Origin of the sequence: Arthrobacter sp. UNCCL28, assembly GCF_900102805.1 — a bacterium.
Taxonomy (GTDB): domain Bacteria; phylum Actinomycetota; class Actinomycetes; order Actinomycetales; family Micrococcaceae; genus Arthrobacter; species Arthrobacter nicotinovorans_A.
In genome coordinates, this window is sequence record NZ_FMWE01000001.1 from 389,747 (window position 1) to 411,072 (window position 21,326).

19 protein-coding genes and 2 tRNA genes are annotated in these 21,326 nt (G+C 62.9%); 16 read left to right on the forward strand and 5 right to left on the reverse strand.

The features are described 5' to 3' along the window. Positions 1-34 precede the first annotated feature (34 nt). From BLQ01_RS01705 to BLQ01_RS01735, 7 genes are all read left to right on the forward strand, one after another. Positions 35-688 carry an MOSC domain-containing protein gene (locus tag BLQ01_RS01705; protein WP_091549868.1) on the forward strand — a complete coding sequence of 218 codons (654 nt, stop codon included), beginning with the start codon at positions 35-37 and terminating at the stop codon, positions 686-688. 391 nt (positions 689-1,079) lie between these two features. Beyond that, the gene (locus BLQ01_RS01710; protein WP_026546331.1) at positions 1,080-3,299 is read left to right on the forward strand and encodes a DEAD/DEAH box helicase; all 2,220 of its coding nucleotides are present in this window, start codon (positions 1,080-1,082) and stop codon (positions 3,297-3,299) included. Positions 3,300-3,528: 229 nt separating this feature from the next. After that, entirely contained in the window at positions 3,529-4,047 is a 519-nt protein-coding gene (locus BLQ01_RS01715; RefSeq protein ID WP_026539752.1) for a LysM peptidoglycan-binding domain-containing protein, read from the forward strand. 162 nt (positions 4,048-4,209) lie between these two features. Further along, positions 4,210-4,281: transfer RNA gene (locus BLQ01_RS01720), tRNA-Thr, on the forward strand. A 62-nt stretch (positions 4,282-4,343) separates the two neighbouring features. Next, positions 4,344-4,417, forward strand: a tRNA-Met gene (locus BLQ01_RS01725). Positions 4,418-4,482: 65 nt separating this feature from the next. After that, positions 4,483-5,139 carry an SDR family oxidoreductase gene (locus BLQ01_RS01730; RefSeq protein ID WP_091549871.1) on the forward strand — a complete coding sequence of 219 codons (657 nt, stop codon included), beginning with the start codon at positions 4,483-4,485 and terminating at the stop codon, positions 5,137-5,139. A gap of 116 nt (positions 5,140-5,255) precedes the next feature. After that, entirely contained in the window at positions 5,256-6,827 is a 1,572-nt protein-coding gene (locus BLQ01_RS01735) for a Na+/H+ antiporter (RefSeq protein ID WP_026539754.1), read from the forward strand. A gap of 52 nt (positions 6,828-6,879) precedes the next feature. On the opposite strand, the gene BLQ01_RS01740 is transcribed toward BLQ01_RS01735, so the two are convergent. Continuing rightward, the gene (locus tag BLQ01_RS01740) at positions 6,880-8,112 is read right to left on the reverse strand and encodes an ROK family protein (RefSeq protein WP_091549873.1); all 1,233 of its coding nucleotides are present in this window, start codon (positions 8,110-8,112) and stop codon (positions 6,880-6,882) included. Positions 8,113-8,384: 272 nt separating this feature from the next. On the opposite strand from BLQ01_RS01740, the gene BLQ01_RS01745 reads away from it, so the two are divergent. The 5 genes from BLQ01_RS01745 to BLQ01_RS01765 all read left to right on the forward strand — a co-directional run bounded on the left by BLQ01_RS01745 (position 8,385) and on the right by BLQ01_RS01765 (position 14,349). Then, on the forward strand, positions 8,385-9,662 hold the full coding sequence (locus BLQ01_RS01745; RefSeq protein ID WP_254779142.1) for an ABC transporter substrate-binding protein: 1,278 nt from the start codon (positions 8,385-8,387) through the stop codon (positions 9,660-9,662). A 23-nt stretch (positions 9,663-9,685) separates the two neighbouring features. Further along, positions 9,686-10,660, forward strand: coding sequence for a carbohydrate ABC transporter permease (locus BLQ01_RS01750; RefSeq protein WP_254779145.1), 975 nt, complete (start codon positions 9,686-9,688; stop codon positions 10,658-10,660). Beyond that, a complete protein-coding gene (locus BLQ01_RS01755; RefSeq protein WP_091549877.1) occupies positions 10,660-11,535 on the forward strand; it encodes a carbohydrate ABC transporter permease in 876 nt (291 codons plus the stop codon). The genes BLQ01_RS01750 and BLQ01_RS01755 overlap by 1 nt, the downstream gene beginning before the upstream one ends. Positions 11,536-11,611: 76 nt before the next feature. Continuing rightward, on the forward strand, positions 11,612-13,366 hold the full coding sequence (locus tag BLQ01_RS01760) for a glycoside hydrolase family 13 protein (RefSeq protein WP_091549878.1): 1,755 nt from the start codon (positions 11,612-11,614) through the stop codon (positions 13,364-13,366). A 23-nt stretch (positions 13,367-13,389) separates the two neighbouring features. Then, a complete protein-coding gene (locus tag BLQ01_RS01765) occupies positions 13,390-14,349 on the forward strand; it encodes an aldo/keto reductase (RefSeq protein ID WP_091549880.1) in 960 nt (319 codons plus the stop codon). A 96-nt stretch (positions 14,350-14,445) separates the two neighbouring features. Here the strand turns inward: BLQ01_RS01765 and BLQ01_RS01770 are convergent, their stop codons facing one another. The 4 genes from BLQ01_RS01770 to BLQ01_RS01785 all read right to left on the reverse strand — a co-directional run bounded on the left by BLQ01_RS01770 (position 14,446) and on the right by BLQ01_RS01785 (position 18,292). Further along, the gene (locus BLQ01_RS01770; RefSeq protein ID WP_091549881.1) at positions 14,446-15,378 is read right to left on the reverse strand and encodes a TauD/TfdA dioxygenase family protein; all 933 of its coding nucleotides are present in this window, start codon (positions 15,376-15,378) and stop codon (positions 14,446-14,448) included. Between the two features lie 87 nt (positions 15,379-15,465). Next, entirely contained in the window at positions 15,466-16,377 is a 912-nt protein-coding gene (locus BLQ01_RS01775) for an ABC transporter permease (protein WP_091549884.1), read from the reverse strand. Next, positions 16,377-17,264 carry an ABC transporter ATP-binding protein gene (locus BLQ01_RS01780; protein WP_091549886.1) on the reverse strand — a complete coding sequence of 296 codons (888 nt, stop codon included), beginning with the start codon at positions 17,262-17,264 and terminating at the stop codon, positions 16,377-16,379. The genes BLQ01_RS01775 and BLQ01_RS01780 overlap by 1 nt, the downstream gene beginning before the upstream one ends. Before the next feature lie 2 nt (positions 17,265-17,266). After that, a complete protein-coding gene (locus BLQ01_RS01785) occupies positions 17,267-18,292 on the reverse strand; it encodes an ABC transporter substrate-binding protein (protein WP_091549887.1) in 1,026 nt (341 codons plus the stop codon). 370 nt (positions 18,293-18,662) lie between these two features. Between BLQ01_RS01785 and BLQ01_RS01790 the strand changes: the two genes are divergently transcribed. The 4 genes from BLQ01_RS01790 to BLQ01_RS01805 all read left to right on the forward strand — a co-directional run bounded on the left by BLQ01_RS01790 (position 18,663) and on the right by BLQ01_RS01805 (position 21,325). After that, a complete protein-coding gene (locus tag BLQ01_RS01790; protein ID WP_026546322.1) occupies positions 18,663-19,526 on the forward strand; it encodes an HpcH/HpaI aldolase/citrate lyase family protein in 864 nt (287 codons plus the stop codon). A gap of 257 nt (positions 19,527-19,783) precedes the next feature. Then, entirely contained in the window at positions 19,784-20,440 is a 657-nt protein-coding gene (locus BLQ01_RS01795) for a DUF2797 domain-containing protein (RefSeq protein WP_254779148.1), read from the forward strand. Positions 20,441-20,576: 136 nt separating this feature from the next. Continuing rightward, positions 20,577-20,801, forward strand: a complete 225-nt coding sequence (locus BLQ01_RS01800; protein WP_091549890.1) for a DUF3188 domain-containing protein — start codon at positions 20,577-20,579, stop codon at positions 20,799-20,801. A 74-nt stretch (positions 20,802-20,875) separates the two neighbouring features. After that, complete coding sequence (locus BLQ01_RS01805) at positions 20,876-21,325, forward strand: FAS1-like dehydratase domain-containing protein (RefSeq protein ID WP_026539768.1); 450 nt, start codon at positions 20,876-20,878, stop codon at positions 21,323-21,325. The last annotated feature ends 1 nt before the right edge of the window (position 21,326 follow it).

A 21,326-nucleotide genomic window follows, 5' to 3' on the forward strand; every position in this document is an offset into this window, starting at 1 on the left:
CACTTTGGCTTGGGACCGTCCGTAGACTGTTGCCATGAACGCTGCTTCCCTCCTGGCCATCTGCCGTGTCCACCAGCTGCTCCCTGATACCGGCAACGTGGGAGTCACGGCCATGGACAAGCGTCCGGTGGAAGGGCCGGTCAAGGTCCACAAGCTGGGGCTGCACGGTGACGTCCAAGCCAACCGGGTGGACCACGGCGGCGAAGACCAGGCACTGTACGCCTACTCCCAGGCGGATGCGGACTTCTGGGCAGCCGAACTGCAGCGGGAAGTACCGGCAGGCCTCTTTGGCGAGAACCTGCGGGTGTCCGGCATCGAGGCCACCGGCGCCGTGATCGGTGAACGGTGGAAGATCGGCCTGGACGTGGAGGTTGAGGTCACGTCCCCGCGCGTGCCCTGCGCTACCTTCCAACGGGTACTGGACGAGCCGCAGTGGGTGAAGCGGTTCACGCAGGCGGGCCGGGTCGGCACGTACCTGAGGGTGATCAGGACCGGAACCATTTCTGCCGGGGACCATATCCACCGTACGTTCGTTCCCAAGCACGGCATCACCGTTGGCCAATGGTTCAGCGAACCTGATCCTGAACTGGTGCAGATCCTGTTGGACGCCGAGGCTGACGGGGAAATCCGTTTGCAGGAGGACTACCACCCGGTCTTTGAAAAAGTACTCCGGAGGAACGGACTCTAGGGCCGCATGGATGCCCCCGCCGGGGTGTGTGAACAAGCTCACCAGGAATTCGCGGACTCTGGAGTCGCGGTGACAGGTACCTGTGCCCTACACTTGAAACATCCCCCACTCCGGAAATCCCTTTCTCCTGCCCAATTCTTGAGGCAGGACTGGTAAGTGTTGGGGCCCGCAATTGTGTGCGGGCATTTTCATAGGGAGAGCCGGCTAAAGAAAACGCTGTACAGACTGCTGGGATAGCAGCCAAGAGATGCAGCGGGAAGTCCTGCCATGGGATTGCGATAGCGCCGGACTTCTTGCGAAAGCAGGGCACTTTGCCTGTTTTCGCGACGAGTAATGCGGCCAAGCCCAACCGGGCCGCGCCGACTGCCCTATGGATGAGGAATTTCCCCCTATGACCGAAAATCTCAACGAAAACTTCGACGCCCAGACCACTGAGTCCGCAGAGTCCGCTGTTGCAGCAGAGACTACCGCCGAAGCTGAAGCACCGGCTGCTGCCGCTGCCCCCGTCGAGAACGCTGCACCTGAGTCTGCAGCCCCCACCTTCACCGAAGCTCCTGCCTTCACTGAAGCTCCTGCCGCCAAGGCAGAAGCAACCGAGCCTGCTGCCCCCAAGGCAGAAGACGAGGAAGAAGAAGGCGTCCGCTTCGTCGATCTTGGCATTGATGGCCGCGTCCTGGCCGCCCTGCAGGATGTCGGCTACGAGAAGCCGTCACCCATCCAGGCAGCCACCATTCCGCTGCTCCTGGAAGGCCGCGACGTCGTCGGCCTCGCCCAGACCGGTACCGGCAAGACCGCAGCATTCGCTGTTCCTGCCCTGTCCCGCCTGGCCGAACTCCATGACCTCAACGGCCCCTCACGCAAGACCCAGGCACTGGTCCTGGCCCCGACGCGTGAACTCGCCCTCCAGGTTGCCGAGGCTTTCACCTCCTACGCCAAGCACATTGACGACTTCACCGTCCTCCCCGTCTACGGTGGCTCGGCTTACGGCCCGCAGCTGGCCGGCCTGCGCCGCGGTGCACAGGTTGTTGTCGGTACCCCGGGCCGTGTGATCGACCACATCGCCAAGGGTTCCCTGGACCTCTCCGAACTCCAGTACCTGGTGCTGGATGAAGCCGACGAGATGCTGCGCATGGGCTTTGCCGATGACGTTGAGCAGATCTTCCAGCAGACCCCGGAGAGCCGCCAGGTTGCCCTGTTCTCTGCCACCATGCCGGGCCAGATCCGCCGCATGTCCAAGCAGTACCTGAACAACCCTGCTGAAATCTCCGTGAAGTCCAAGACCACCACGGGTGCCAACACCAAGCAGCGTTACCTCCAGGTCATGGGCCCGCACAAGCTGGACGCACTGACCCGCATCCTCGAGGTTGAAGAGTTCGACGGCGTCATCGCCTTCGTGCGCACCAAGATGGCTACCGAGGACCTCGCCGACAAGCTGAAGTCCCGCGGTTTCCAGGCTGCCGCCATCAACGGCGACATCCCGCAGCAGCAGCGCGAGCGCACTGTTGACGCGCTGAAGGAAGGCCGCATCGACATCCTCGTGGCCACCGACGTCGCTGCCCGTGGCCTTGACGTTGAGCGCATCAGCCACGTCATCAACTACGACATCCCGCACGACACCGAGTCCTACGTGCACCGCATCGGCCGCACCGGCCGTGCAGGCCGTTCCGGTGACGCCATCCTCTTCATGACGCCGCGCGAGAAGTACCTGCTGCGTTCCATCGAGAAGGCAACCCGCCAGCCGGTGGAGCAGATGCACCTGCCCACCGCCGAGACCGTGAACACGCTGCGCCTGGGCAAGTTCGCCGAGCGCATCACCGAGACCCTCGCGTCCGAGGATGTAGCAGCGTTCCGCGACCTCATCTCCTCCTACGAGGAAGAGCACAACGTTCCGGCAGCTGAGATCGCTGCTGCCCTGGCCGTCATGGCGCAGGGTGGACAGCCCTTGCTGGTCAAGGAACTGCCTGCAGCTCCCGAGTACCAGAAGCGTGAGCGCTCCAAGGACGGCTTTGGCTCCCGTGGCCCGACCCGCGCACTCACCGAGGGCAATGCCACCTACAGGATCGCCGTCGGACGCCGCCAGCGCGTCATGCCGGGTTCCATCGTGGGCGCCATTGCCAACGAAGGCGGCATTTCCTCCGCACAGATCGGCGGGATCGACATCCGCTCGGACCACTCCCTGGTGGAGCTTCCGGCAGACCTCAGCCCCGAGCAGTTGCGTGCACTGTCCCGCACCCGCATCGGTGGCGAGTTGATCCACCTCGAACTGGACAACGGACGCAAGCCCAGCGGCGACCGTGGCAGCTACCAAGGTGGCGGCGGCGGTGGACGTGGCGGCTATGGCGACCGCGAGAACCGTGGCGGCGGCAACTTCAAGGGCAACGGCGGCTTCAAGAAGGACTTCCGCAAGTCCGAAGGCGGCGAGCGTACCTCCGCTGACCGTGGTGGCCGCTCGTACAGCGACCGCTCTGAGCGCACGGCAGGCAGCTTCGGCGACCGCGACCGCGGCCAGGCCAGCGGCTCCCGCTTCGGCGGTCACGGTGACGGCGCCCGCAAGCCCCGCAGTGGCGGCGAAGGCGGACACCGCGATTTCAACCGCAAGGGCAAGTGGTAAACACCTGCAAGTGGTAAACACTTCCAAGTGGTAAACACCTCCAAGTGGTAAACACTTCCAAGTGGTAAACACTTTCTTGGTGATCATCACCCAGTAGTTCCCATCAGGGGGCCGGCTTTCGAGCCGGCCCCCTGACGCGTTTAAGCCCTGTTTCCGGGTTCCATGGGACGGTGCTCCGCCGTACGATCGAGTCACGGCTGAACATACGCAGAACGCAGGAGGATGCTCCATGGGATTGCTGGACAACGTGAAGAAGAACCTGGGATTCGGCGGAAAGCAGCCAGGTGAAAAGGATCACAGGGAGCACGCTGCGCCCGTTGCCCCCGAAACGGCAGGTGAGGATGCAGCAGCCCAAACGGCCGTGAACCAGGCCGCCGAGGATGCTGCCGCCGTCGAGGTTTCAACCGCGGACCGGGAGGCTGCGGAGGCTGCCGCAGCCCAAGCTGCTGAACAACAGGCGGCAGCGAATGCCGCAGCAGCCCAGGAGGCGCGTCAGGAGGGCTTGGAGCCCGAGGCCCCGGAAGTCCAGCCGCAGGCGCAGGAAGCAGCCGCAGAAGCCGCAGCAGGGGCCGGACAGCAGGGGCCGGTGGCTCCACGCGTCACGGAGGTGGTTGTGGAGCAGGGAGACACCATGAGCGGGATCGCGGCGCAGTTCGGGGTGGATCTCGGAGCGCTGATTGCCACCAACGCCGACACCGTTCCCAACCCGGACCGGATCTACCCGGGGCAGGTGTTGCGACTGCCCTGACTGGACCAATCAAAGAGCCGGTGGCAGGTGCAGCGACACTACCAAAGGCGCGAAAAATAGATCAACAAAACCTCGTCTTCGCAAATTGTGTCGGCGCTGATTTTCCGCGTTCTTTCGCCGATTTGTAGCTTCTGAAAACGTCCGGTAGAGTATTTACTCGTTGCCCCCCTAGCTCAGTGGTAGAGCGCGTTCTTGGTAAGAACGAGGTCACCGGATCGATTCCGGTGGGGGGCTCTGAATGAGGGCCTGTGTCAAGGCGGTTTTTGACCGGCTTGGCACAGGTTTTTCTCATTCGTGGCGGTGTAGCTCAGTTGGTTAGAGCGCACGACTCATAATCGTGAGGTCGGGAGATCGAGCCTCCCCACCGCTACAGAGCAAGACCCCGCAGCTTTCGCCTGCGGGGTCTTTTTTCGTTACGTGGGACAGAATGGGTCCATGAGCCGAATCGCAATTATTGGTGGCCACGGGAAAGTGGCCCTTCATCTGTCCCGCATCCTCAGTGGCGAAGGTCACGAAGTCACGTCGTTCATCCGAAATCCCGACCATGTGGCCGATGTCACCGAAACCGGCGCCAACGCCCAGGTGCTGGACGTGGAAAACTCGACGACGGCGGAACTCGCCCAGGCGTTCGAGGGCCAGGACGCCGTGGTCTGGTCCGCAGGAGCCGGCGGGGGCAATCCGGACAGGACGTACGCCGTGGATCGGGACGCGGCCATCCGCTCGATGGACGCGGCAGCCACGGCCGGGGTCCAGCGGTACGTGATGGTGTCCTACATCGGCGCCGCAAAGGACCACGGAGTCCCCGCGGACAACCCGTTCTTTGCCTACGCGGAGGCCAAAGCGGCCGCGGATGACTACCTGCGCGCCACCGACCTCGAATGGACCGTCCTGGGCCCGGGAACCCTCACCGACGAGCCCGCCACAGGCCTGATCCAGACTGACCCGGAGAACCCCGGCAACGGCACTCAGACCTCCCGGGCCAACGTTGCTTTGGTGGCCGCGGCAGTCCTGGAACTACCCGGCACCATCCACCGGACCATCGCGTTCAAGGATGGAACCAACGACGTTGTGGATGCCCTCACCGAAGGCTGACCCGGCACTGGAGGCGCCACCCCGCGTGGACTGATTGCACTGGCGGGATATGTTTGTAGGGAACTTTTTCGGCTTCGCCCGGGGGAGGGCCTTACAACGTCTGGGGAAGCAGGAATATGGATCAGTTGGCGCTCATTGTCGGGTTGCTGCTTGCGACGGTGGTGGCAGTGGGCCTGGGGGATCGGCTCAGGCTGCCGTATCCGGTCCTGATGCTCCTGCTGGCTGTTGCGCTCACCTTCATCCCGGGCTTTCCCGAGTTTGAAATCTCGCCTGAGCTGATCCTGCCGATCTTCCTTCCGCCGCTCTTGTTTGCCACTGCCCAGAAGAGTTCCTGGGCTGTGTTCCGGGTCAGGTGGCGGACGCTGCTGCTGCTGGCCGTAGCCCTCGTGGTGGTGTCCACCGCTGTAGTCGCCGGTGCCGCCTGGCTCATGATTCCGGGCATCGGTATCCCGGCGGCGATTGCCCTGGGCGCCATGGTGGCACCTCCAGACCCCGTGGCCGTCGAGTCAGTGGCAGGCCGCGTGCACATGCCGCGCCGTCTCACCACCGTCCTCCAAAGTGAGGGGCTCTTCAACGACGCCGCGGCCATCGTCATCTTCCAGGCCGCCGTGGCAGCCACTGTATCCGGGAAGGAAGTGGGCCCCGAGGTCATCCCGCAGTTTGTCATCGGAGCCGCTTTGGCCGTCCTGATCGGCATCGCGATGGGTTGGCTGACCAAGGTCATCACCAAGCTGGTGACGTCCATGGTGGCCCGCAGCGCCGTCACCTTGGTGGTGCCGTTCGCGGCCTACATCCTGGCCGAAGAGCTGCACGCTTCAGGTGTGGTGGCCGTCGTCGTGACTGCCCTGGAACTCCAGCGCCATGCGCGTCCGCAGGACGCCGCCGAGCGCGTCACCAGGACAGCGTTCTGGGACGTCGTGGAACTGCTGGCCACCGGGCTGGCCTTCGGCTTGGTGGGGCTCGAGATCCGCCACGTCATCCGGGACGAGGGGACGGCGATCTTCGGGATGATCGGCATGGCTGTGATCATCTGCATCCTGGTATTCGTGGTCCGCTTCCTCTGGCTTGGCCTGCTTGCCTTGACGGCCCGAAGGCGCAGGAACCTCCTGCAGCCAACGTCCCCCAAGGAAGTGCTGATCCTGACCTGGTGCGGCATGCGCGGCCTGGCTACCCTCGCCTTGGCGTTGGCTTTGCCCCTGACATTGCCTGACGGCAGCGAATTCCCCGCGCGGCACGAGATCCTGGTCATTGCCTGCGCCGTCCTGCTGGCCACGCTGGTGCTCCCGGGCCTGACCCTTCCGTGGCTCATGCGGGTACTGAAAGCTACCGAAGACGGTTCACACGAGCAGGATGCTGCAAAGGTCCTGGCCAAACGGGCCCAGTCCGCGGCCGTGGCGGCGCTGAAGGACCACGACCTGATGAAAGAACTCCCGGCAGAGAAGGTGGCGCTGGTCAAGGAGAAGATGCGCCGGCTCCATGCCGAGCTCCTGGACGGCACGCTGCAGAACGAGTCGGTTGCCGAGAAGCGGAAGCGCGGACGGGAGCTCTCCATCGCGGTGCAGACCATCGCGTTGGATGCTGCCCGCCAGGAAGTGGTGGCTGCCCGGAACGAGCTGGGTACTGATCCGGAAGTGGCAGACCGCGTGCTCAGGCAACTGGACCTGCGGACGATGTCTATGCCGGAGTAGGCCTGGGCCGGGGCGGGTCTATACCGGGAGCAGGCTTGTACCGGGGGCGGGCCTACACCGGACTCGCCGCTGCCGCGTGCCGGGGCAATGAAGCGGGGTAGAGGTCCAAAGCGTGGTCTTCCACGTAGTCCAGGGCGTGACGTACCGCTCCCAGCGAGACGATGCCCTCGCCCAGGGTGGAGGTGGCAAGGCGCGGGGGAGTGAAGGTGAAGTCCGGCAATTGCCTTTCCATGCCGGGGATCAGGGCATGGGCGGAGGCCGCGACGGCGCCTGCGATCACCACCAGTTCGGGGTTGACCAAGGTGCTGATCGAGCCGACTGCCCGGGCCATGCGATGCGTTAGGCGTTCGAGGGTGTCCAGGGCGGCGGTGTCACCGTCGGCTGCGGCATTGAACACCATCTCTGCTGTCAGCGCTTCAGGATCATTGCCACAGAGTTCCCGCAACTTGGAGGTTGAGGCTGAGCCCATGGCTTCCTGGCCCCAGAGGACTGCATAGTGGGCTATCCCGTAGGTGTCGCCCACGCCGTCAACGTTGTCCAGGTAGCCAAGTTCTCCAAAGCCACCGAGCTGGCCATGGAGCAGCCGGCCGGATTCGAGGATTCCGGCTCCCAATCGGTCCCCGGCGAGCATGACCACGAGGTTGTCCACTCCTTGGGCTGTGCCCAGCCAGCGTTCTGCGAGGGCAGCGAGGTTGGCGTCATTTTCCAGGAGCACATGCCAGCCATGCCGCTCGGAGACGATCCTGCGGACGTCGAAGGATTTCCAGAATTCCTGGACCGTGAGCACCTCTCCCTCGCGGCTGACAGGGGCGGCCACTCCCGCGGAAACGGCAAGAACGGTGTCGGCGGAGACCCCTGCTTTCTCCAAGGCATCAGCGGCGATCCTGTCCAGTACGTCGGCGCGTTCCTTGGCTGGGACGTTGTAGGTGCGGAAAGGCATTGTGACCTGGGAGAGCGGGGTCCCTGCCATGTCGGCCACAATCGCGGTGATCTTGTGCGCGCCAATGTCGATCCCCAGGACACTGGCTGCGCTGTCGTCGAAGATGAAGCGCCGGGCCGGCCTGCCCTTGACGTAGTCGCCGGCGCCCCGCTGGTTTTCGAGCTCCTGAAGCCATCCCAGGCGGACCAGTTCGTCGCAGATTGAGATGACCGTGGCGCGCGAGAGCCCGGTGCTGTCCATCAGTTCCGTGCCGGTAAGGACTCCGGCTCCCCGCATTGCCTTGAGCATTGCGCTGGCGTTCACTCTGCGTACCAGTTGTGTTGACGGTGCCGTCCCGGTCTGCATTCGGCGCTCCCACTTTCCCAGCCGCTCGATCTGTCTGATAGGGCGGTCTCTCTAAATTTAGTGCATAAATTTAGAGAGACCGGGCATCTCGGCAAATGACGTCAAATATCGGCAGAAGCTTGACCCTGTGGCGCCCATCACTCACCATGGTTAGCGATAGGTCATAAATTTACGTCCTATCTAAACTTCCCGCGGTGCTGTTCAGGAGTGCCGCGCGATGTCATAGCGGCCACTGAGGTCCGCAAGACGAAAGGGCTACGGTGTCGGTGAAGATGACACGCAGGAAACACTTCGCGGTGATGGGAACGGGGCTGGCACTCATCGCCGGTCTACTCTCCGGCTGTTCCGGGGCCTCGTCCCACGAACAGGAATCGGGCAGGGAAACAATCCGTTTCACGTTCAGCAAGCGGGAAGCAATTGGTTTCATGACCAAACTGGTTGCCGACTACAACGCCTCCCAAGGCGGGACGAAAGTGGTACTGGACACGTCCGGCGTCGACGTCGTTTCCGCAAGTTTCGTTCGCGGCAATCCACCGGATATCGCCCTTGCCAACTACAACATGGAGACGTCCCGCTTTGTTCAACGTGGTGCGTTGAGTGACTTGTCCGGGACGGATGCCGCCTCCCGCATCCGCGGTGACCTCAAACCCCTGATGGAACAGTACGGTTCCTACCAGGATCGGACCAGTGCCCTGCCGTACTCCGTGATGGCCTCCTCGGTGATCTACAACAAGGAGATCTTCGCAGCCAACAACATCAAGGTGCCCACCACCTGGAGCGAACTGATCGCGGCATGCGAGAAGTTGAAAGCTGCGGGAGTAACGCCGTTCTATGCCACATGGAAGGACGATTGGACCATCGCACAGGGATGGTTCGACTACTCCGCGGGCGGCCAGATGGACACCTTGGACTTCTTCGACAAACTCGCTGACGAAGGCGCGGATGTGGGCCCCGGGTCTTCTGTCTCGTTCCAAAAGGACTTTGGGCAGCCCGTTGAGAAGATGTTGACCCTTGCGAAGAACTACGTCAACAAGGATGCTGCCAGCCGGGCCTACGGTGACGGGAACCTGGCTTTCTCCCAAGGCAAAGCCGCCATGTACCTGCAGGGTCCCTGGGCCTTCAGCGAGATCGCCAAAACGGCCCCTGACCTGGAGCTTGGAACCTTTCCCCTGCCGATGACAGAAGACCCGCGGGACCTGCGCGTCCGCGTGAACGTGGACCTGGCGGCCTGGATACCCGAGGCGTCCAAACACAAGGAAGCGGCGCGGGACTTCCTGGAGTACCTGTACCGGCCGGAAATCATCGAGGCCTACAACAAATCCCAGTTGGGTTTCACCCCTACCAAGGACTCCGCCGTAGTCCCCGATCCCCGGATTGAGGGGATGGTGCAGTACTACGACGCGGCCCAGGTGTACCAGGGACCGTCGGTGTTGGTGCCCCGCACCATCCCGATCATGAACTACACCCAAGCACTCGTATTCGGCGCAAATCCGGCATCCACCCTCAGCACACTCGACGCAGATTGGGCGCGCCTGGCGTTCCGCCAGTAGTGCCGGACCAGGGAGTCAACATCATGTCCATCATCACCACCTCCACGACGCCCGGGAAGGGCGGCCCGCGCCAGGCGGGCCTGCAGCGCGGCAGCCGGAAGCACGGTCACTCACACCCAAATCCCCGGCGGGGAGGCAGCAAGCGCCGGGTCGAGCCCATCTTCTACATCTTCCTGCTGCCCAGCCTGATCCTGTTCACTTTGGCCATCACCGTTCCGGGCATCATCGGAATCTTCTTCAGCTTCACCAACTCGATCGGCATTGGCGATTGGGACTTCGTAGGCCTGACCAACTACATCGCGATCTTCAGTGATCCCGCCATCCTGCAGAGCTACCTCTTCACCTTCGGCTTCTCGATCGTTACGGTCATTGCCGTCAATCTGGTGGCCTTTCTTCTGGCTGTGGGTCTCACTGCGCGAATCCGGATGAAGACGGCGTTGCGGACGGTCTTCGTGATCCCCATGGTGGTCTCGGGCATCATCATCGCCTACGTCTTCAATTTCCTGTTCTCCAACTCGCTGCCCTCGCTCGGTGCCGCGGCCGGGATCCCCTGGCTGGAAAGCAGCCTGCTGGCCAATCCGGACTTTGCATGGGTAGCAGTTGTGCTGGTGACGGCCTGGCAGGCTGTGCCTGGCGCGCTGCTCATCTATATTGCGGGCCTTGTGGCAGTGCCTGGAGATGTCTACGAGGCCGCTGAAATTGATGGCGCGAGCAAATTCCAGCAATTGGTGAAGATCACTCTTCCGTTGGTGGCCGGTTACGTGGTCATCAATATCATTCTGGGGTTCAAGGGCTTCCTCAACGCCTACGACATCATCGTCGGGCTGACAAACGGAGGCCCGGGAACCTCAACCAGAAGCATCGCGATGACTGTCATCTCGGGCTTCAACGGCGGTGACTACGCCTACCAGATGGCCAACGCCACGATCTTCTTCGTGGTGGCCATCGTGATCTCTCTCGTACAGCTTTCGCTGACCCGTGGACGGAATGCACTGTAATGACCAACGAATCGATGACCACTAAACCAGCCTCAAGCAAATCCGGCTCTGCGATGGAGCGGGTGAACTGGCCGGCCACCACCGTGCTGGTCCTGTGCGCGGTGACTGTGCTTCTGCCCCTCTACGTCACGGTCTCCATGGCGTTCAAGACGCAGGGCCAGGCTGTGGATGGCAACGCTTTCTCGTTCCCGGCCCCCATCAGCTTCGATGGCTTTGTGCAGGCCTGGACACTGACCAACTTCCCTGTGGGTGCCGGCGTGTCCTTGCTTGTGACTGCGGGGACGGTGCTGGCCACTATCATCCTGGCGGCCTTTGCCTCCTACGCGATCGTACGGAACTGGGAACGCCGCCTGTTCCGGTACTCGTTCTTCTATTTGCTGGGGGCGATGTTTATTCCGTTCCCGGTGGTGGCACTGCCCCAGATTCAACTCACGGGCCGCCTGGGGCTGGACAATCCGTTGGGAGTGATCCTGCTGGCCACCATGTTCCAGCTGAGCTTCAGCGTGCTGCTCTTCACCGCGTTCCTGAGGTCCATCCCGATGGAACTGGAGGAAAGTGCCAGGATCGACGGTGCCACCACCTGGCAGACGTTCTGGAAGCTGATCTTCCCGCTGCTTGCGCCGATGAGTGCCACGGTGGGGATCTTCGCATTCCTCTATGCATGGAACGACTTCATGATGCCCTCGCTGATCATCTCCGATCCGTCCCTGCAAACGCTTCCCGTGCGGCAGAACCTTTTCCAAACGCAGTTCAGCAACAATTACCACGTGTCCTTCGCCTCCTACCTGATGGCGATGGCCCCGGCGATCATTGCCTACCTGTTCACGCAGCGGTGGGTCATGGCAGGCGTGACCCAGGGTGCTGTGAAGGGTTAGGCCTGTTGACCTGCAACGTCCGGCCGTTTCATACTGGTCCGGGATATAAATTTAGATACTAAATCAAAGGAGTTTCGTGAGCACCTCGGCCACTCAGGCACACCGTACCGAAGCAGACCGCATGACCGACCCCCATTGGTGGCGCCAGGCCGCGGTCTACCAGATCTATCCCCGCAGCTTCCACGACGCCAACGGAGACGGACTCGGAGACATCAAGGGCATCACTGCCAAGGTTCCCTACCTCAAGGAACTTGGCATCGACGCCGTATGGCTGAGCCCGTTCTACCCCTCGGCGCTCGCCGACGGCGGCTACGACGTCGATGACTACCGCAACGTGGATCCGAAGCTGGGAACCCTTGAGGACTTCGACGAAATGGTCGAGGCCCTGCATGCGGCGGGTATCAAGATCGTGGCGGACATCGTCCCCAACCACTCCTCGGACCGCCATGAGTGGTTCAAGGAAGCGCTGGCATCCCCCAAGGGATCGGCCGCCCGTGAACGTTACATCTTCCGCGATGGAAGGGGAGAGAACGGTGAGCTGCCGCCCTCGGACTGGGACTCCGTCTTCGGTGGACCCATCTGGGACCGGATCACCGAGCCCGACGGCACGCCCGGACAGTGGTACATGCACATCTTTGCCAAGGAGCAGCCGGACTTCAACTGGGAAAACCCGGAGGTTCGTGAGGACTTCCTGAAGACCCTGCGATTCTGGTCCGACCGCGGCGTTGACGGTTTCCGGATCGACGTAGCCCATGGCATGGCCAAGGACCTTTCCGAGCCGTTGCCCATGAAGGCGGACCTGGAAGCCAAAGCCCATGGCACGGATGGTTTCACCGACGGTTCCCACCCGTTCTGGGATCGCGATGAAGTGCACGAGGTCTATGCCGAGTGGCGCAAACTCTTCAACGAGTACAACCCGCCCCGCACCGCCGTCGCCGAGGCTTGGGTACATGAGTCCCGCCGTGCCCGCTATGCAAGCCCCGAAGGGCTGGGGCAGGCGTTCAACTTCGACCTCCTGCAGTCCGACTACGACGCTGCCGCCTTCCGGAAGATCATCACCGACAACCTGGTGGCGGCCAAGGAATCAGGGGCATCGTCCACCTGGGTCTTTTCCAACCACGACGTCGTCCGCCACGCCACCCGCTACGGCCTGCCCAAGGGTGGTTCCGTTGCCCAGGGAACCAATGCTGCCCAGGACATCACCGGCGGCGAGCCCAAGGGCCAGGACGGCAAGGGCTGGTTGTTGGCCGGCGCACCGGCCGAAGAGCTCGACGTCGAACTTGGCTTGCGTCGTGCACGCGCCGCGACGCTGTTGCTGCTTGCCCTCCCCGGTTCTGCCTACCTCTACCAGGGTGAAGAGCTCGGCCTGCGTGAAGTCGCGGAGATTCCGGACTCAGAACGCCAGGACCCGTCCTTCTTCCGCAACCCGGGAGTGGAGATCGGGCGCGATGGTTGCCGTGTGCCGCTGCCCTGGACCGTAGAAGGCCCGTCCTTCGGCTTCGGTGCAGGCAAAGCGCATCTTCCCCAGCCGGAGTGGTTCAAGGATTACGCAGTATCCACGCAGGAAGGCGTGGAAGGTTCCACGCTGGAGCTCTATAAGAAGGCACTGCACCTGCGCAGCAAGCTCCAGACAGCGGAGGAACTTCAGTGGGTGGAAACCGGCAACCCGGACGTCCTGCACTTCAGCCGCCCGGGTGGCTGGCACGCCGTCACCAACTTCGGCACTGAACCGGTTGAACTGCCTGACGGTGACGTAGTGGTAACCAGTGAACCCCTGGAGGATGGCAAGCTGCCTTCAGATACCACCGCGTGGATTGTCAGCAGCGACTAAGCGCTGAGGACAATACTGAAACCATGACGAATGCGAACGGGCGGGGACGCCTCATATACGGCTGCATGGGACTCGGCGGCCCCTGGGACGGCACATCCTACGGCGCCGCGGAGATCGATCAGGCCGCTGCGGTGGTTGAAGCTGCCCAGGGGATTGGTGTTGGACTTTTCGACCATGCGGATATCTATCGCAGCGGAAAGTCCGAGGCCGTCTTTGGTGAAGTCCTCGCCCGTTCGCAAGGTCTGCGGGAAAAGATCCAGCTGCAGACCAAATGCGGAATCAGGCTGGGGGAGCGCGGACTCCAGACGCATTATGACCTCAGCCGGGAAGCCATTCTGGAACGGGTCAACGGGAGCCTCAAACGACTCCAGACAGATTACGTGGACGTGCTGCTGCTGCACCGGCCCGATCCCTTGATGGACCCCCGTGAGGTGGCGGACGCCGTCGGGCAGTTAATGGCCGAAGGCAAGGTGCGGCAGCTGGGCGTGTCCAACATGTCCGGTGCGCAAATCGCGTTCCTGCAGGACCAGTTGGAGACCCCGATCGTGGCGAACCAGCTGGAAATGAGCCTGCTCCGCCGGGATTGGCTGGAGAGCGCTGTGCTGGTCAACCACGCGGACGGGCTGGGGTTCAGCTTCCCGCACGGAACCCTGGAACACTGCATGGCTCAAGGAATCGAACTTCAGGCGTACGGTTCCCTGGCCCAGGGGCGATACACGGGTGCACCGGCTGCCGAGTTGTCGCCTGCGGAGTCGGGGGCCACGGAGATGCTTGAAAAATTGGCGGGGGAGAAGAACACCACGCCGGAGTCAGTGCTGCTGGGCTGGCTGATGAAGCACCCCGCCGGGATCTCGCCGGTAATCGGCACTACCAATCCCGGGCGCATCAAGGCATGCGCCGATGCCGCCTCAGTTGCCGCCACCATGACCCGTGCCCAGTGGTACGGATTGTGGGTGGCAGCCCGGGGGAGCAACATCCCCTAACCCCGGTTTTAACCCAACTGAGTCGCAGTTGTGCGCGTTATGACCTCTCAAAACGCGCTCACTGCGACTCAGTTGGGTGGGGACAGCAACACATGGCTACGAGGCGCTGCTGGTCGGAGCCACCACGGAGTAGGTGCTCGAATCACCCTGCAACGCCTGGCTGGGCTTGCCATCGATACCCACCGGGATGTCACCGGCAATGGTCACGCGGTTGAGCTTGCGCGGCTGGCCGTCGTAGTTGTCCGGGGCGTAGTGCTGGGTGATGCGGTTATCGAACAGGACAACCTGGTTGGGCTCCCAGTTCACCCGGACCACGTTCTCCGGACGCGTCACGTACGCCTGCAGCAGGCGGATGATGTCTTTTGATTCCGTATTGGACAAGCCCACAATCCGGAGCCGCTGCGCGAAGCCCCCAATGAACAATCCGCGCTCGCCGGTCAGGGGGTGGACCCGCACCACGGGGTGGGCGGTTTCGAACTTCAGACGGGTGAACTCCTTGCGGCGTTCTTCGGCGTTGGAGTGCTCCAGGTTCTTCGGGACGGAGTAGTCGTAGTCGTTGGTGTGGATGGCCCACAGGTTGTCCGCGAAGCTCCGCAACTCCTCCGGGAGGTCCTGGTAAGCGCCGGCCGAGGAAGCAATCAGCGTCTCGCCGCCATAGGCAGGGAGATCGATGCTGCGCAGAGTTGAAGCCTGCGGCGGGTTCACCACGAAGGTGACGTCCGTGTGCCAGTTGTTGGCCGAGCCGTTCTCACTGTCAACCGGCAGGACATTTTCCTCGCCCTCCACCGAGGCCACCGTGGGGTGCGCTTTGGTCAGTGGCCCGAAGTGCGAGGCGAACTTCACCTGGGCCTCGTCACTGAAGATGTTGGCCTCCCGGAACACCAGTGCCTTGTGCTCGTTGAGCGCGGCCCTGATCTGCGCGACGGTGTCCTCACTGAGGTCTCCGCTGATATCCAGGCCACGGATTTCGGCGCCGATGCGGGAGCCCAGCTTGGCGAACCCGAGTTTGGTTTCGGTAATAACAGTCATGGTTCATTCCTTACTTGTTGTGACGGTTGCGGCAGATGCCGCGGGTTGGTTCCAGGAAGCCGGTTGCTTCCGGGATGCGGGTGGGTTTCAGGAGGCAGCACCAACAGCAGTGCGCCAGCGGGAGAAATGGCGTTCAAGGGCCACCAGCAGGAAGTTCACGCCGAGGCCCAGCAAGGACACCGTAAGGATGCCGGCGTACATGTCCGGGATGAGGAAGCTGCTCTGGGCGTTGACGATCAGATAACCCAGCCCTGCCTTGGCTCCCACCATTTCCGCGGCGATCAACACCAGGATGGAGGCGGTGCCGGCCATCCGGATACCGGTAAAGATCGTGGGAACCGCAGAGGGCAGGATGACCTTCTGGAAAAGCCTGAAGCTGTTCAGTCCCAAGGAACGGGCTGCCCTGATCAGGAGCGGATCCACGGTCTTCACGCCGGCGATGGTGTTCAGCAGCACCGGGAAGAACGCGGCGTACGCCACGATGCTGATCTTCGATTCCTCGCCGATTCCCAGCAACAGCGTGAAGACCGGCAGCAGTGCAAGTGCAGCTGTGTTGCGGAACAGTTCCAGCAAGGGGTTCAGGACCGAGTTCAGCCGCCCGTACCAGGCAATGAGCAGTCCCAGGGAGACACCCGCCACCAGGGCCGCGCCGAAGCCGGCCACCGAACGGGTGAGGCTGGCCGCGATGTGCCCCTGGATGGTGCCGGCTTCGAAGAGCTTGCCCCATGCCAGCAGCACCTCGTGCAACGGCGGCAGGAACACCCGGGTGGAAGGACTCGCCAAGTAGGTCGGTCCAAGCTCCCACAGTGCCAGGAACGCCAGGACGGCTGCGGATTTCCAGGCGGCTGAACCGGCCGTAGCGGCCAGGCGTCGCACTTTGCCGGGCGCCGGCGTCGTGCGTTCGGCTCCATCCTTGGGTGAAGGTTCGACGGCGGCCGTTGGGTCGGCCGGGGAACCCGCCTTGGGCGGGGCTTCTTTTTGAATGAGCGTGGTGGTCATCAGGCCGCGCTCCTTTCCGTGGTGGTTACGGGCTCGTCGGGTGCACTGCCGTCAGGCAGGATTTTTCGGTGGCCGGCGTCCTGGGCACGGCGGACTTCGTCGTGCAAAAGGGTCCAGACCTGGTGGCGGTGTTTGACGAAGGAGGGGTTGGAACGGATGTCCTCCTCGTCGTCACGGTCCGGGATGCTGATGTCCACGATTTCCTTGAGCCGGCCTGGCCTGGCGCTCAGGACAGCGACGCGCTCGCCGAGGTAGACGGCCTCATCGATCCCGTGGGTGATGAAGACGATGGTCTTGCCCGTGGTTTTCCAGATCCTGAGGAGTTCGTCCTGCAGTTGCTCGCGGGTCTGGGCGTCCAGGGCGGCGAAGGGTTCGTCCATCAGCAGGACGTCCGGCTCATAGGCCAGGCTCCGGGCGATGGCTACGCGTTGCTTCATCCCGCCGGAGAGTTCGTGCGGGTAGCGGTCCTCGAAACCGGCCAGGCCTACCAGTGCCAGGTATTCGCTGGCTTTCGCGGCCCGTTCACGGCGGTTCAGTTTCTTGCCGTCCGGCCCTGCGCCTTCCAGGCCAATGGAGACGTTGGCCGATGCCGTCCGCCAGGGAAACAACGCGTACTGCTGGAAAACGACCGCACGGTCCTTGCCCGGTCCTGTGACAGGTTTGCCATCCACCAGCACCTCGCCGGAGGTCGGTGTTGAAAGACCGGCCAGCAGGTCCAGCAGGGTGGTCTTGCCCGAACCGCTGGGTCCTACCAGGGTGAGGAATTCACCCTCGCGGACATCCAGGCTCAGGGAGTCGATGGCGGTGAGGCGGGTGGCACTCGTGGTTTTCGTGGCCCGGACCGTGAATTCCTTGGTGACGTTCCGGAGGCTGATTTTCGCGGTCATGGCTATCCCTTCTTTGCTGCGAGATCGTTGAACTCGTTGGTGTAGTACTTCGATGGCGTGAGTTTGTCCTTCACGATTCCCGACGCGTTCAGCCAGGCCTCCCAACGGGTGAAGTCCTCGTCCTTGATCACGCCCGAGTCCGGGACTCCCGGGCTTTTCCAGAACTTAAGGTTCGCGGTGCTCTCATTCCGTCCGCGGCTTTCGATGATCTTGGTAAAGCGGGCAACTACCTCGTCGCGAGGGGTTTCAGCAGCCCACTTGATCGCTTTGGCAACGCCGGTGGTGAACGTGCGGGTGGTGTTCGGGTTCTTGGCGATGAAGTCGTTCCGGAACACGATCTGTCCGCCGGCGAAGGTGCCGAACAGCTCAACATCGCTGAAGAGGGACCGCAGTCCGCCGGCTTCGATGGCCCGGTCCTGCAGCACACCGCCGAGGGTTCCGGCGTCCACCTGTCCGCGCCGGATGGCTTCTTCGGTGTCGTTCGGGGCCAGCGGGACCAGTTGGACCTGCTTGATCTCCTCGGAGCTGAGCCCGTTCTTGGTCAGCCAGGTGTTGATGACGGCCTCGTGGTGCGCGCCCAGGGTGTTGACGGCGATCTTCTTCCCGATCAGGTCGCGGGGCTCTTTGATGGTGCTGTCGGCCTTCACGTAGTACCCGCTGAACGTTTTTTCGTCCGAGCCGTAGTAGTTGGTGACGGCTTTGACGGGTGCACCGGCTTCGATGAGCTTGACCACCGCTCCGGAGAACGCGCCGCCGAAATCAGTCTGGTTGGTCGCCGCCGACTGGATGTCCTGCGGTCCGCTGGTGGTGTTGCCAACCCAGTTCAGTTTGAGGTCGCCCAGGTATCCGAGGTCTGCGGCAAGTTCGGGGAATGTCACGTTGTTGGCCGAGCCTTGGTAGCGGAGTTCCTTCACTTCGTTTCCGGCCTGGTTGGCTTGTCCGGCTTCGGCAGCGCCGCCGCAGCCGCTGACCGTCAGCGCTAGTACGACGGCGGCCGCGACGCTCAGCAGGGGCAGGTGCAGTTTCATGGGAGCTACTTTCGATGGATTGCAGGTGTTGGGCGGGCCGGTTTGCTGGGGAACGTCTGCAACGGCTTGGGAACGATGAAAGCCCATTTCGACGGCGGGTGGGAAGTGTCCGGGTAACGGCCGGAAACGCTGCGAAACAGCCCGAAACAGGACGAAATCCTGGGCCTTCCCTGGCAACCCGGGGACACAAAGACGCTGCGTTGAGCCCTGTGAACAACAGCGACAAGTGAGCTGTGCATGACTGGCGCGTACCGCCGTCGTGCGTTCATACTGCGGGACTCCACAGTCATATGGGGTTTAGTTCGTATTGATCCTCACAACCGGGCTGATTTCTTCGCTCTGTGAGCCGCCGGGCGGATACGGTAGATACATGACGTCTAGCATCGCCGCCGAATCAGTTCGGCCTACCCGCAATATTCCCGCCGACATTGCCCGTTCATGGCTCCTGGTGAACGCCATGAAAACGGAACTTTTTGACGAATCCGCGGGTTCACGGGCAGACGCCATCATCCTTGACATCGAAGACGCTGTTGACCCTTCCCAGAAGGACGCTGCACGCGAAAACGTGGTCAACTGGCTGACTGCCGGTGGTCAGGCCTGGGTCCGCATCAACGATGCCACCAGCCCCTTCTGGGCCGACGACCTCGCCGGACTGCGCGGCACCCCGGGCTTGCTCGGCGTGATGCTGGCCAAGACTGAATCCGCAGACCAGGTCACTGAGTCCTACCACCGCATGGACGGAAAGACTCCCGTGGTCGCCTTGGTTGAATCCGCCCTCGGCATCGAGGAAGCCAACCACATTGCCCGAGCCCAGGGTGCGTTCCGCCTCGCTTTCGGCTCCGGCGATTTCCGTCGCGACACCGGCATGGCAGCAACCCCCGAAGCCATGGCCTACCCGCGCGCCAAACTGGTTGTCGCCAGCCGCGTGGGCAACCTGCCGGGCCCCATTGACGGCCCCACGGTGGGCACTAACCACCCGATCCTGCGTGAGCAAACCGGTATCACTGTGACCATGGGCATGACCGGCAAACTGTGCCTGGCCATTGACCAGACCACCGTGATCAACGAGGTCATCAGCCCCACACCGTCGGACGTCGCCTGGGCCACGGACTTCATGAACGACTTCGAAGCCAACGGCCGAGTCATCCGCGACGGCTCCGACCTCCCGCGTTTGGGCCGTGCCGAGAAGATCATGAAGCTGGCAGTGGCATTCGGAGTCCAGCCCTCCCTGTAACCATGCTGGTTCATGGAGTCGCATGGGACTCCCCGTCGCCGGCATTGCGTTTGTTCGCGCCCGCGGGGGAGTTCACTGATGTTGCGTTGGCCCGGGGCTCAGCCCTGGGCCTGCGCGTTTTTCCGGGTCTGTGGTGCCTGGGCCACACCAAGGTCCACGGGCCGGGGGATCGCACGCACGTTCCTTGCCGCGCTAGTTCCCCAGCAGAACGTGGGAAACAATGCGGGGCCTGTTTTGCCCGGGACGACTCCCGGCTGATGCACGATTTCCACCGTGGCAACCCCGTTCCTGCTGGCCTTCGCGCCTATTTGATGCAGCCGCACTGGCTCTACGTGGCCACCTTCGCCAACGGTGCCACCAAGGTGGGGACAGCCTCGGCCCCGCGTAAATGGAACAGGCTTGCCGAGCAGGGTGCCGTGCATGCTTCCTATGTGGCCCACACCGGGGACGGCCGCGTTGTCCGCATTCTCGAGGACATGGTTACTCACGAGCTCGGCCTCGTTCAGCAGGTCCGGTCGGCCGCCAAAGTGGCCGGACTGGTGGAGCCGCGTGCCGCTGTCGAGCTTTTGGCGTTGAACCGCCGGCACGCCGGCCGTGTTCGCGAGCTCCTGGCAGGCCTCACGATGACCGGCTACTCCGTTGTGGAGGAAGAGTGGAAACGGCCTGGGCTGGCAGGGCCGCTCTGTACCGCGGGTGCGGGCCGCCACCCCTACCCGGCAACGTTCGACGCCGGCGGGCACGGACTGCGGGTCCAAGCGTTGTCCGGTGCGATCGCCCTGGCCGGTCTTCCTGACGTTTCAGGGAACGAGGTGGGAGGCAGCTTCGTTGCGGATCTTGGCGCGTTGAAGGGCCGGAAAATTGAGTTTGGCCCATACCTCACCGAAATCCCGGCGCTGCAGGACTCCCTGTTCTAGTTCCCCCGCCGAGGGGCGACTTTTCTGTCCGCCGAGGGGCGACTTCTCTGTCCGCCGAGGGGCGAGCTCTCGGCTGTATGGGCCCCTCTTTCCCTTGAGAGCCAACCCCTCGGCAACCCACCGGTAGACTTGGACGGTGCTGGAACAATTTTGGGCTACGGCCTCTACGTCTTACAAAGTGCTGGTTTTCAGCGCCATGGGGCTGATCGCGGTCGGGCTCATCCTCTCCATTGTCGGGAACACCTCCGGCAACCAAGGGCTGGCGTTGGCCTCATTGCCCGTGATCGGTGCGGGCCTGCTCCTTCACGTCACAGGACTGGTCATCCGGGGCCAGAAGATCCGCAAGAGCTACAAGAAATAACCCGTTCGTCGAACTTCACGTTCCCCGTATCCACGATCTGCGCCCAAGCTCCCTTGGCCCGATAGGGTTGGAACATGAGTATCAATCCGGACCTGCAGGGCCGAAGCTACCCTGCCGCAGAGGTATACGACGTCGGTCGTGAAAAAATCCGCGAGTTCGCCAAGGCTGTCAAAGCCGGCAATCCCGCGCACTTCGATGTCGAGGCAGCCAGGGCATTGGGGCACAGCGACCTCGTAGCCCCGCCAACATTCGCCATCATCGTCGCCCAGCGTGCTGACGCCCAACTGGTGGAGGACCCGGAATCGGGGATCGATTTCTCCCGCGTGGTTCATGCTGACCAGCGCTTCACGCACCACCGGGCCATTGTTGCCGGCGACCAGCTGGTGGCCGAACTCCATGTCGATGGCGTCCGGGCCATGGGCGGGGGAGCGATGATTACCACGCGCTCGGAGATTTCAACGGTGGACGGCGAGAAGGTCGCCACTACCACCTCATCCATCCTGGTCCGCGGAGAGGGACAGTAAC

Excerpts from the sequence above, each read along its gene's own strand:
- BLQ01_RS01750 (WP_254779145.1), top strand. The coding sequence starts at position 9,686 with ATGTCCATCATCACCACCTCCACGACGCCCGGGAAGGGCGGCCCGCGC.
- BLQ01_RS01805 (WP_026539768.1), top strand. The coding sequence starts at position 20,876 with ATGAGTATCAATCCGGACCTGCAGGGCCGAAGCTACCCTGCCGCAGAG.
- BLQ01_RS01780 (WP_091549886.1), bottom strand. The coding sequence starts at position 17,264 with ATGACCGCGAAAATCAGCCTCCGGAACGTCACCAAGGAATTCACGGTC.
- BLQ01_RS01745 (WP_254779142.1), top strand. The coding sequence starts at position 8,385 with ATGACACGCAGGAAACACTTCGCGGTGATGGGAACGGGGCTGGCACTC.
- BLQ01_RS01715 (WP_026539752.1), top strand. The coding sequence starts at position 3,529 with ATGGGATTGCTGGACAACGTGAAGAAGAACCTGGGATTCGGCGGAAAG.
- BLQ01_RS01795 (WP_254779148.1), top strand. The coding sequence starts at position 19,784 with ATGCACGATTTCCACCGTGGCAACCCCGTTCCTGCTGGCCTTCGCGCC.
- BLQ01_RS01730 (WP_091549871.1), top strand. The coding sequence starts at position 4,483 with ATGAGCCGAATCGCAATTATTGGTGGCCACGGGAAAGTGGCCCTTCAT.
- BLQ01_RS01790 (WP_026546322.1), top strand. The coding sequence starts at position 18,663 with ATGACGTCTAGCATCGCCGCCGAATCAGTTCGGCCTACCCGCAATATT.
- BLQ01_RS01755 (WP_091549877.1), top strand. The coding sequence starts at position 10,660 with ATGACCAACGAATCGATGACCACTAAACCAGCCTCAAGCAAATCCGGC.
- BLQ01_RS01705 (WP_091549868.1), top strand. The coding sequence starts at position 35 with ATGAACGCTGCTTCCCTCCTGGCCATCTGCCGTGTCCACCAGCTGCTC.
- BLQ01_RS01785 (WP_091549887.1), bottom strand. The coding sequence starts at position 18,292 with ATGAAACTGCACCTGCCCCTGCTGAGCGTCGCGGCCGCCGTCGTACTA.
- BLQ01_RS01765 (WP_091549880.1), top strand. The coding sequence starts at position 13,390 with ATGACGAATGCGAACGGGCGGGGACGCCTCATATACGGCTGCATGGGA.
- BLQ01_RS01770 (WP_091549881.1), bottom strand. The coding sequence starts at position 15,378 with ATGACTGTTATTACCGAAACCAAACTCGGGTTCGCCAAGCTGGGCTCC.
- BLQ01_RS01735 (WP_026539754.1), top strand. The coding sequence starts at position 5,256 with ATGGATCAGTTGGCGCTCATTGTCGGGTTGCTGCTTGCGACGGTGGTG.
- BLQ01_RS01710 (WP_026546331.1), top strand. The coding sequence starts at position 1,080 with ATGACCGAAAATCTCAACGAAAACTTCGACGCCCAGACCACTGAGTCC.
- BLQ01_RS01775 (WP_091549884.1), bottom strand. The coding sequence starts at position 16,377 with ATGACCACCACGCTCATTCAAAAAGAAGCCCCGCCCAAGGCGGGTTCC.
- BLQ01_RS01740 (WP_091549873.1), bottom strand. The coding sequence starts at position 8,112 with ATGCAGACCGGGACGGCACCGTCAACACAACTGGTACGCAGAGTGAAC.